At 47.4% G+C, this 10259-nt stretch carries 11 protein-coding genes; 3 read left to right on the forward strand and 8 right to left on the reverse strand.

Features of this window, described 5'->3' with window-relative positions; all coding sequences use genetic code 11:
• Window positions 1-181: 181 nt before the first annotated feature.
• Together BGO59_RS21370 and BGO59_RS21375 are read left to right on the forward strand one after the other, a co-directional pair.
• On the forward strand, window positions 182-580 hold the full coding sequence (locus tag BGO59_RS21370) for a PqqD family protein (RefSeq protein WP_293686566.1): 399 nt from the start codon (window positions 182-184) through the stop codon (window positions 578-580).
• A complete protein-coding gene (locus BGO59_RS21375; protein WP_293686567.1) occupies window positions 581-1531 on the forward strand; it encodes a hypothetical protein in 951 nt (316 codons plus the stop codon). It abuts the gene before it with no gap.
• A 40-nt stretch (window positions 1532-1571) separates the two neighbouring features.
• Here BGO59_RS21375 and BGO59_RS21380 read toward each other — a convergent pair whose 3' ends face one another.
• The 8 genes from BGO59_RS21380 to BGO59_RS21415 form a co-directional block, all read right to left on the reverse strand.
• Window positions 1572-2669, reverse strand: coding sequence for a nucleotidyltransferase family protein (locus tag BGO59_RS21380; RefSeq protein ID WP_293686568.1), 1098 nt, complete (start codon window positions 2667-2669; stop codon window positions 1572-1574).
• Window positions 2670-2671: 2 nt separating this feature from the next.
• Window positions 2672-4231, reverse strand: a complete 1560-nt coding sequence (locus tag BGO59_RS21385; protein WP_293686569.1) for an ABC transporter ATP-binding protein — start codon at window positions 4229-4231, stop codon at window positions 2672-2674.
• A complete protein-coding gene (locus tag BGO59_RS21390) occupies window positions 4228-5502 on the reverse strand; it encodes a hypothetical protein (protein WP_293686570.1) in 1275 nt (424 codons plus the stop codon). The genes BGO59_RS21385 and BGO59_RS21390 overlap by 4 nt, the downstream gene beginning before the upstream one ends.
• On the reverse strand, window positions 5499-6125 hold the full coding sequence (locus BGO59_RS21395) for a glycosyltransferase (protein WP_293686571.1): 627 nt from the start codon (window positions 6123-6125) through the stop codon (window positions 5499-5501). Before BGO59_RS21395 ends, BGO59_RS21390 begins: the two co-directional genes overlap by 4 nt.
• A 5-nt stretch (window positions 6126-6130) precedes the next feature.
• On the reverse strand, window positions 6131-7189 hold the full coding sequence (locus BGO59_RS21400) for a hypothetical protein (RefSeq protein ID WP_293686572.1): 1059 nt from the start codon (window positions 7187-7189) through the stop codon (window positions 6131-6133).
• A gap of 220 nt (window positions 7190-7409) precedes the next feature.
• On the reverse strand, window positions 7410-7595 hold the full coding sequence (locus BGO59_RS21405) for a CsbD family protein (protein ID WP_080056491.1): 186 nt from the start codon (window positions 7593-7595) through the stop codon (window positions 7410-7412).
• A 122-nt stretch (window positions 7596-7717) separates the two neighbouring features.
• A complete protein-coding gene (locus tag BGO59_RS21410; protein ID WP_293686573.1) occupies window positions 7718-8911 on the reverse strand; it encodes an NAD(P)/FAD-dependent oxidoreductase in 1194 nt (397 codons plus the stop codon).
• Window positions 8912-8970: 59 nt separating this feature from the next.
• Window positions 8971-9420, reverse strand: coding sequence for a DUF2147 domain-containing protein (locus tag BGO59_RS21415; protein ID WP_293686574.1), 450 nt, complete (start codon window positions 9418-9420; stop codon window positions 8971-8973).
• A gap of 207 nt (window positions 9421-9627) precedes the next feature.
• Here BGO59_RS21415 and BGO59_RS21420 point away from each other — a divergent pair, with 207 nt between their 5' ends.
• Complete coding sequence (locus BGO59_RS21420; protein WP_293686575.1) at window positions 9628-10149, forward strand: thioesterase family protein; 522 nt, start codon at window positions 9628-9630, stop codon at window positions 10147-10149.
• Window positions 10150-10259 lie beyond the last annotated feature (110 nt).

Raw genomic sequence — 10259 nt, forward strand, 5'->3', positions numbered from 1 at the left:
GGAGGCTGTGAGACCGATTAATCGGAATGAACTTTCCTGAACGAGTGGTGACCCCTCTGGTTAACGAGTAACTAGTTGAGGTTTAGTTCCTCGCTGCCAGGAAGGTACATTTTGGGAAATCCTGTTTTATGGCTAGTTTCGGGGCATTTGACCAAAAGCAATATAATCTGTACCTCACTCTATGGTAGCCATTTTTGATAAAACCAGTTTCGATTTTGAGGACTTCGACGAAGAGATAGTGCTCATTCATATGCAGAGCGGTGTTTATTATACGCTGAAAGGCTCGGGTCCGGCAATTTTACGGTTGTTTCAGGACGGTTGCGCTACTGAAGATGTATCGGACTATCTGGCGAAGAGTGCTGACGGCGAATGGCTACGGGACGTGGAGGTATATATTGAGCAACTTCTTACTGAAGGTATTCTTGTTCAGGCAGAGGAGCTTTCTTCCAGTCAACCTGACCTGACTTCGTTGAGTGTGCAGGAGACACCAGTGCTCGAAAAGTTTGATGATGTTAGCGATTTGATCAAGCTCGACCCGATTCATGATGTTTCTGATTTAGGCTGGCCGCATAAGAAATAAATGACTGAGGGCTTCTGGCTGCTTCCTGAGCAGATTCAACTGGGTATACGAGCACCCCAATCGGTGTTACGGCGTTTGTCAACAGGGATTGTATTGCAACAAAAAAGTTCTGAATGGACTACGCGTACTGTCTGGGTCGACTGGGTTGAGGGCGATTACCTAATACATCGGGTTGCTTACTGGCAGCCTCATTTTACGCGTGAGGATGTTGTCTGGGCGCAACACGGGGAGGATTGGTTGTTTCTGGGAGCCGGATTTTTTCTGTCCTATACCCAGCGAACGGATTCTGCCCGGTTCTTTGCGCTTCCCGAATGGCTGGACGATGTATTCACATTCAGCTACCCATTTCTTAATTTGCTCGTTCAGATCCTGAATCGGCAAGGCTATACCCCGTTGCATGCTGCCGTTATTGGGTCCAACGATCGATTTGTACTCATTCCGGGTAAACAAAATACGGGTAAATCGACTACGGCTGCCACCTGGGTAGTACATGGAGGGCAATTTGTGACGGATGATTTTTGTTTTGTTCAGGCTGATGAGCCAACGACCGTGTATGGGTTTTATCCGACGTTCCGCATCCGCAAGGAGGCACTCCCATTCCTTAACCCCTATATCACGAGCGATAAGTTTCTACAAAAAGGAGATTCAAAGTTTTTTTTTAGCACATTGACGCATTGTACTGATCGGTTTGTTTCGCAGGCACCGATTAAAGCCATTTTTTGCCTGACACGTCAGGGGAGTACCCTGTCGCACACCTATGTGAGCCCACAGGTTGGGTTTTCCTACCTGGCTTCGTCCTTAGCCTTTGCTGTACAGCATCGGGCTTCAGGCCAGTTATGTATACAGGCTATCCGAAGAATGGTTCGGGAGTTGCCTGTTATTCAGATAAATCTGTCTCCTGATATGACTGAAAATTACGCGTATCTCAAGGAACTTATAGCGATGTGCTGATTCGCAGGTTTTCAATAAAGTCTTCTGACCAAAGCGCCTATTAGGAGAGACTCAGAATGTCGCGGATAAACCGATTTGCTTTGCCAACGAGCTCGTTGGGTTGTGTTCGTCGGAGGGAGCGATAATACCAGCGAAGAATGGCGTATACAATTGGCATTGTGAGCGTGTGCTCGGTAGATAAGCCACTGGCATTGGTCAGAACACCTAACCGCCATCTTGCATCACAAAACCTTTTCGATCTGATCAGCCAACGATTGGTGAGCGATGTGGGTTGGCTTTGGTAAAAGCTGATTTCTTCCGAAGCGTTTAAATTACAGACCATTGACAGAAACAAAAGTTGTTGAAGAGTAACCTGATAAAGGCCAGTCTGCTGGGTTATCAACCGTAAATCAGCCAAAGGGACCGGATATTTCCGGGTCAGAAAGGCAACGTCTACAATCCAGTGCCACTCATTGATAAACTGATAGTTAAGCATCAGAAAAAGGGCTAATTTCGGGGGCGATAATAACCGGAGCGAAAGGCCTCTGAAGGCATGGGTTTGGGTGTCATTCAGAAAAATGTCGTTGGTAAGGTGTTGGGTGTGATAAGGGGCCGGATAATAATGCAAGTCGATGTCTTTCAGGGTTTCATGCGTCAAGGTGCAGGCATGCATGTAGCCCCGTATATACGTATCGACGGAAAGCCTGGGGTATTTGAGGGTGTAGCCCAGTTGTTGCAGCGCATCAAGTGCCGGTTTAAAATCACCGGGCGCAATCAGGATGTCGATATCATTCATCGGGCGAGAGCCAAGGTCCTGGTACACATACGTATGCAAGGCAATACCTTTAGTAAATGCATACGTAAAGTGACCCTGCTCAAGAACGTTTACAATTGATTTCAGTTGCTGAAAGAGCCGGGAGTTATTGTAGAAGCTTTTTTTGTAAAGCCCCCCCAGCCGATCCTTTTGCGGATTCGTAATTAACTGAGCTTTGTATTTATGCCAGATCATGGGTAACAGCCGAATCACCGATTTGGGTACCACCCCCCGAAAGTCGGTCGCAGTTTGCCAGGTCAGGAAGTTTTTATACCCGGATTCGGTATTGGGGTCGAGGATGGCCTTTACCAGCAGTTGCTCGGTTGAATTGGGCAGACAATGCATCGTTATAGCTGGATCGTTTTCGTAAAAGCAATGGGGAGTTGATGGTGGCTGATCACAATCAGTGTCGTGTTAGTAGCTAATTGATGAATTAGCGAAAGGGTGGTTTGCTGACGGTCGGCATCTAGTGAAGAAAACGGTTCATCCAGAATCAACAGGTCAGGATTAAGAAAAAAAGCCTGAACGATCAGGAGCCATTTTAACTGACCAGCCGATAAATTTCGCGTGACCGAATCATACTGTGTATCCAATTGGTGCGGATATGTATTGAAATGATCTAAAAGCTGGCGACCGGAAAGCCAGCTAACAACCTCTTCCCGGTTGGCCGAAAAGTTGCCGATGATTTCCCAGAGTGAGCCACTATAACAACGGGGAGGTTCTGTAACGGCTGCTACCTGACGCCAGAACGGTACGCGTCCATGGCTATGTTGGGGTATCGCATCGATCCATACCGTTGTCGTTGCGTTGGTGTACAGACCTGTCAGGATTTTCCATAGCGTCGATTTTCCCTGGCCGTTATAGCCTTGTAGCCATACTTTGTCGCCGATGTCAATAGCAAGGTCCGGGTACCGAATGGCATGTGCCTGACCCTGGTAGGTAAATGTCAGATTTTCGATGCGAACGGGTTTGAATAGCATCGGTTGTGCGGTGGTGGCGTCTTCCGGTAGTGGCGTATTCAACCAGTTACTGATTCGTTCGGCACCTTCGTTCGCTTTCTGATAGGTGTAAAGAATATTGAGCACTTCCGCACTGATCCGCTTGATTTCCAGTAGTATCAGTGTGGCAATAGCCAGATCGGCCGCCGATAAGTCAGCTTTGGTTTGGAGTAGCCAAAGCCCTCCCCAAATAGTCGCAAGTAATATAGAGGCAACAGTTGTGGTGTACATCTGACGATATTGACTCAATTGGGCCGTTAATTGACCGAACTGTGAGAGGCTATTTCGAAGGCCGTTGAGGTATTGAGCTTCGCTGTGGTAAAGTCGAAACTGCAACGCATTGTCAACATAATTCTGTATGCGGTCCAGTACTGTAAGATAAGCCTGGCTATGTTGACGTTGGCGGATTTTCACCCATCGGTTTATCAGGTACGCGAATCCGAATAAGGCCATCGCAAAAGCCGAGACGCTAATAAGCTCAGTAAGTCGGCTCTTTGATAGTAAAGCCCATACCAGATAAAGCAGAATCGGTACATTCAGACCGATGTTGATAAAGAGCTCGCGCCAGAACTGAAACAAGTGATCCATGTCACTGACCATGGCTTTGCTAAAAGCGTTGGCATGAACCTGTTCCAGATCATTGGTCCGTGTACGGGAAAAATTATTTAGTAAGGTCATTTGTAGCCGATCAGTATTATACGAAGCCATTCGGCTAGCAAAATACGTGGAAGCAAAAGGGAGTATGATTAACGAAATACCTCTGAGGAATATACCTTTATAAGTACTGTCGCTTTGGTTGATGAGGTGGTATAGAATGATCGCCTGCGTAACACCCATCGATACTAATGCTACTGAATTAACTAGTTGAAGGTGTGTGTACTGTTTCCAGAAACGGAGAGCAATGTTCATGAAGCTAGGGAGTTTTCAAGCGCCAGCAGTTGAGCAATCTGCGTACGTAGTGCCGAATCGTCAGGATAGTCTTTATAGTAATGAATCAGGCCCCCTTCACAGCGCAGTGCATACATAATCTCTTCCTGAGAAAGGAGTCCTGGAGTATCAGTCAGTCGCTGTTTCCAGTTTCCCAGACCATCTAATGCTGCTTCGAGCGGTTGGTGAGGAATACAGGCTGTATTAGCTGCTTTAGGCAGCAATTGAATCATTCGCTGATAAAGCCTGACAAGTGCTGCTACATAGTCGGTAAGCTTATAATGGTTTCGTGTATACTCAAACGTACTTTGCGACAGCTTTTTATAAACTTCGGGTTTAGCCGATAGCATTTCAAGAATGACCCGGTACTGGTATTCGTCGTCGGCAACTATACCATTGATATTCGTATGGATATGATCGGCTATGTGGCTGTTTTTCAGGGCAATCACGGGCTTTCCCATCCATTGGCTTTCGCACATGATTTTATCGTATGAGCCGTAGGAGAGGGCGGTTTGCGGATTGCAAAGTACATGATAAGGTGCCATGTCGGCGTACAGATTGGTCGAAAAACCCCGGTATACAGCGTGTTGGGCCACCGCCAGATCGTTCTCAAACAATCTATCCATTCCACTGCCCCAAATATCGAAGCCGTACGAATTGATTGCCAGACCTTCGTGCAGGGCGATTAGCTGAGGATGAGTCTTAAAATAATTGAGCGTACCGGCATGAAATAGCCTGAAGGTGCTAAAATCGGGTGCGGGTGGGGGAGCATCGAGATCGGGGAGCCGGATCAGGCTGGGTAGAATGAGGGATTCTATACCCGGCCGAAGGTCTGTTGTTGGCGTGCGAGGATGAAGGCGAACCAGGGCATCGGCATTGGCATAGACCCACTGCGGTACAACCTGAGGTAAGGTAAGCCCATTGACCCGTACACTCAGGCAGAGCCTGTGAGGAACCTGCGTGTCGGCAAGAAATCGAAAAAAACGAAACAGGGAAGGGCAATTCCAGTAATGAACAACTGTTAGATCGGCCTGACTGATGAGTTTGCCAGCAAGCACCGACGATGGAGCCAACAGCACTTTCACACCATTGGCCACCGCTTCGGTCATAAACTGAGTACTTACTCCTTTTTCCAGAACGATAACGGTGGCCGACACATCAACACCAAGCCATCGCATGGTTTTTAGCTCGGTAAGAATGACCGGCATACCTCCCCCGTATGTCATTCGGGGAATGACGTAAAGGAGCTTCATAACGATTGTTGCTGCCGCATAATGGCCATCATTTCGGTGCGGTAGTGCTTCCGTTTGGTAATTGACAGGTTTTGGTCGTGAATACCTTTCAGAAGAAGGATGGCCGGGATAACTTCATACAAAAAACCTTGCCGGATAGCACGCATAAACCACTCATGATCAGAAGCTACGGTCCATTCTTCGTTGAAAAGTCCGAACTGGTCAAAGACGGTTCGCTTGAATAGAAAGCCACCGGGCGTCATTGCGACCCATTCGGCTCCATCGGAATCATTTGATTTAGTTAAGAAGGTAGTCACAGCCTGAAGGTTTGGCTTTTGGCTCAAAAGCGTGTATTGGCGGGCTAGCTTTTCGGGCTTCCAGCTATCGTCGGCATCCAGAAAAGCAATGAAATCACCACTGGCAGCCAAAATACCCGTGTTCCGTGCGTTGGCTATGCCATTCCCCATTTGGGAAATAACCCTGATATCGGGTTGTTGACGTAACCACTCCAGGGTGCCGTCCTGCGAGTTCCCATCAACAACAAGGATTTCGTCGGGGGCATGCGTTTGCTGTCTGATACTGGCCAGGCAGGATTCTATAAACGGTCGGGCATTTCGACAAATAAGTAGGGTTGAGATGACCATGTAGACTAAATAAGTCGTTGAAATACGTCCTTACATTTGGTTAATTCAGGGTGCGTGATAAAGTGTTCTAAATGGTTTATGATCTGCATACATCGCCCTGGTTCGTTGAAAGGCTGCAACGAACTTTCCCAGCCTACCCGGTTCTGATGTTTGGGAAAGAACTGCGGGTGTTTATGCAGCAATGCCAACTTCCGAATATCCTGATACTGGCTAAAGAGGGTTAACAGCAGCACGCTATAATCGTACCAGTCCTGTACTGGGCCATGTTTCTCATCGACAATCAACGAGCTTTCTTCGATTGCTGGATTAAAAGCCGGGAATAATCCCCGGATGTTAAATGAGGTTAAGTTAGTGGCTTCACCGTCGAAGCCGATGTTCTGGCACAGGTTAACCGTTGAGGTAATTATTAGACCATAATACATAGAGATTGTCATGGCCCATTGCAGGTCCCAGGATTTATACTGTTTCCAGAATTGATGTACGTATTTATGCCGCTGGAGCTTGGGCCGAAAGGAGTCAGAGTAGTAAGCTTGTATACGGGCGTCGAACTCCTCAATTGGCCAGCCTGGTTCAAATTGATACAATGCCCAGGCACGTCGCCAGGTAGCCCATCCCCAAATACTCGAATACTGGCTAAGAAAAGCATCACAAGTAGCTGCCTGATAGGAGATGAGCCCATTCCAGCCGGCTATCGACATGATGCGGGAGTCGTGCTCATAGCGGGTTAGCATGTGTTCACAAAATGTGAAAAAGGCGGGCGTTGCTACAATATCATCTTCCAGAATGATGGCTTTATCGCATTCACTGAACACAAGATCAAGACCACTCGCTACCCGATTGCCACAGCCAAGGTTATCTGGAGCATATATTCGGCGAACCTGACAGCTCCAGTCAACTTGTTCGGTAATTTCCCGAGCCTGCCGAACGCGTGAAGCATCCTGTTCGTCTTTAGGGCCATCGGCAATAACGTACAAACAGGATGGCCTGACAGCGCGAATAGCCTCGAATGAGCGTTTAGTTTTATCTGGACGGTTATAGATAATTAGTACAACAGGTGTATCCAACAGGCTATGTTAGCTTATGTGTAGGAATAGAAGGCCACTACAATAGCGGCTTTTTGGTGTGACAAGTTACTACATAGGCGCTGTTTTTTGAAGAAAAACCAAATTTGTTACCCTTAAAAACCAGCAGCCAGCAGGACACATGATAACTGTCCTGCTGGCTGCTATAGAAAAAAGCTTCGTTAACCCGATTCGGTTGGGAAGTAAAGTAAAACGGTATGAATTACAGATCGGCTACAGCTTTTTTGACTTCATCTTTCGTCTTACCCGTTTTTTGCTGGATTTTACCCCACATTTCGTCTTCCTGACCTTCTTCGTAGGCTAGGTCATCATCGGTAAGGTCGCCATAAGCCTGTTTAATTTTACCTTTCATTTCGTTCCAGGCACCTTTCAATGTAGTCTCGTTCATGATTGTAGTGGTTATAACGTTGTAAAAATGGATGAAACACCGAGTGGTAGAGATTCATACCTGTTAACTACATCAAGGATGTATCAGCGTTATGTTCTCCAACTCTGTATCTAGTCTATAAACTACACTGGAAGGGAATTGTTCTGCGTAATGTGTTCTGCTATCCGCTCGGAGTCGACATTCAGATGGAAAAGAACGCCTGATCGGGGTGTTGTAAAGCCTAGAAAATAAAGGCCATTCAATGCCGAATCGTTGAACCACAGGCTTTTGGGGTAACCCCGCTCATTGAGAACGAGATTTGTAATGGATTTATCCAGAAACGTGGCCAGGCCAGGCCGGTAGCCGGTTGCCAGAATAATTGCATCGAACGGGAGTTCCTGGCCATCGGTGAAGGTGACTGTTTTGGCATTGATCCGTTCGATACCTGGTACAACCCTGATTCTCCCGGCTTTTATCTGGTCGATGGTACCAATATCAATGACAGGCGTTTTCCCGCGTCGGTTATCATAAGTAGGTGGGTGCCTGGGTTTGCCTAAACCATAGGCCGACATATCACCGACAGTCAGTTTTTGGGTAAAGCCTGCAATCAGATCGCAGAGCCAATTGGGAAGTTTGCTAAGTAAAATAGCCGTATTCTGCGCTGGACGACCGAACATATCGCGTCGGATGATGTTGATGGGGCTACGTACCGAAATGGATGGATGTGCGTCGTGTTCGAGTAAGTCCAGCGCCAGTTCGGCACCCGTATTGCCCATACCCACCACCAGTACCTGCTCATTCCGAAAGGCGGCACCGTTCCGGTATTCATGACTATGCCAAATGATTCCCCGGAAATTGCGTTGCCCCGGCAGATCGGGGATGTTGGGGGAGCGGTTGTAGCCCGTTGCTACAATCACACGATCGGCCGTAAACGTATGCGTTTCGGTCTGAACATGCCAACTCCCATCGGGCGATGTGCCCCGTCGGACACTGACAACTTTCTGATTAAAGAGCGGCTTTATGGAAAACCGTTCGGCATATTGTTCGAGGTATTCCACAAAGTCCAGCCGCGAAACATAGGTTGGATAACTAGCAGGATATGGGACGTGTGGGAGAGCTGAATACTCCTTGACCGTATGCAGATGCAGCCGATCATAGTGGTTTCGCCACGAAAACCCGATATGGTCGCTGGCTTCCAGTATCGTAAACGGCAGCCCCTTTTGCGCCAGCCGACCGGCAATGGCTAACCCAGCCGGGCCTGCACCAATGATAAGCGTAGTTGTGGCCATTTGCTTTACGTCTGGCTTGGTTATTTGCTTCGCGTCATTGGTCGACATCCGCCGTAAACTATTCAGGCAAGCTGATTACGAATGACGCGAAGCAAATGACAATCAATCTATTTTATCCGTGTCCAGGTTTGGGTTTTGCCCAATAATGAAATACCCACATACCCGCGAACCAGCAGTGTGTTAGGGTCCTGAAGGGTCATTTTGCAGTTGTACTCTTTGCCATCTTCGGGGTTATAAATTTTGCCGTCGGCCCAGACATTACCGCCATCGTATTTGAAATTGTACATTAAGACCATATTCATCAACGGGCGAGAGCGTTTGGAGGCATCCGTGTTTTTCTCGTCCGTGCGAGGTTTGCCGGTAGCTGGATCGGTAGGTTGCCCCAGCCAGACAAGCTTACCAAAATAAGTACCACCCTGTTTATAGATCTGAACATGCCCTTTTTTTGTGCCATTGAGCCACGTGCCAACTACCGCATCCGAATCGTCGGCAGAGGTAAAAGCAGTGAGACTGAATACCAGTATGGCCAGTGACAGAAGAGAACGCATACGCTTCATATGTGTTTAGGAATTGATGAAATCCGTGTTTTTTGCTGTACTAACGTAAATATTGCAGAAAAATTCTGAAGCGGGATTCAACGGATTTTTAGATTTACAGGATTTTGCTTAACCTGCCTGTACGAAACAGGGCTTTTGCAGAAAGCAAAATCTGTTTTCATTCATCAATCTGCTCAATCACGCCGGGTGGCCGGTGCTATTTAGACTATGTTTCATCGTGACCCCAATCGCAGCTACCCAACCGAAACCGAATCGCGGGTGATTATTCGGTTTCAGGACTGCGATCCGCTTCAACACCTCAACAATGCCAAATATTTCGACTATTACTTTAATGCGCGGGAAGATCAGGTCGCCAAACTATATGATTTTAGTCCAGGCCAGTTGTTTCGGGAGTTGAAAACGAGCTGGGTTGTTTATCAGCACCAGATTGCGTATATCCGTCCAGCGTTGGTGAGTGAATGGATTCGAATCATGTCGCGGCTCATTTATTTCAATGAAGATACTACCGTTACGGAGTACATCATGACCGACGATGGGAAAACGCAGCTCAAGAATGTGCTCTGGGTGACGTCGAAATACGTCAGTGTGCTAACGGGGAAGCGTATTCCACACGACGAACGGGTCACCGAACTTCTCCAGACCATTCTGGTGCCGCACATCGACTTCCCAAATCTGAACTTCAACGACCGTATTCGCGATATCAAGCAACAGGTTTTACATAATCATTAATGTTGGGTGGATCAGACAGCCAATACCGTAGTGGTCGTGTTTCGTGGTACTGTCTTTCCATGCAAGAAAAATGGTATAATTTTTTCAAGATTCGACAAGTTTCTCCATAT

This window comes from Spirosoma sp. 48-14 (assembly GCF_001898575.1).
In the GTDB taxonomy this organism is placed as follows: domain Bacteria; phylum Bacteroidota; class Bacteroidia; order Cytophagales; family Spirosomataceae; genus Spirosoma.

Coding starts and splice junctions, on each gene's coding strand:
- BGO59_RS21370 (WP_293686566.1), top strand. CDS start 182: ATGGTAGCCATTTTTGATAAAACCAGTTTCGATTTTGAGGACTTCGAC.
- BGO59_RS21375 (WP_293686567.1), top strand. CDS start 581: ATGACTGAGGGCTTCTGGCTGCTTCCTGAGCAGATTCAACTGGGTATA.
- BGO59_RS21380 (WP_293686568.1), bottom strand. CDS start 2,669: ATGCATTGTCTGCCCAATTCAACCGAGCAACTGCTGGTAAAGGCCATC.
- BGO59_RS21385 (WP_293686569.1), bottom strand. CDS start 4,231: ATGAACATTGCTCTCCGTTTCTGGAAACAGTACACACACCTTCAACTA.
- BGO59_RS21390 (WP_293686570.1), bottom strand. CDS start 5,502: ATGAAGCTCCTTTACGTCATTCCCCGAATGACATACGGGGGAGGTATG.
- BGO59_RS21395 (WP_293686571.1), bottom strand. CDS start 6,125: ATGGTCATCTCAACCCTACTTATTTGTCGAAATGCCCGACCGTTTATA.
- BGO59_RS21405 (WP_080056491.1), bottom strand. CDS start 7,595: ATGAACGAGACTACATTGAAAGGTGCCTGGAACGAAATGAAAGGTAAA.
- BGO59_RS21410 (WP_293686573.1), bottom strand. CDS start 8,911: ATGTCGACCAATGACGCGAAGCAAATAACCAAGCCAGACGTAAAGCAA.
- BGO59_RS21415 (WP_293686574.1), bottom strand. CDS start 9,420: ATGAAGCGTATGCGTTCTCTTCTGTCACTGGCCATACTGGTATTCAGT.
- BGO59_RS21420 (WP_293686575.1), top strand. CDS start 9,628: ATGTTTCATCGTGACCCCAATCGCAGCTACCCAACCGAAACCGAATCG.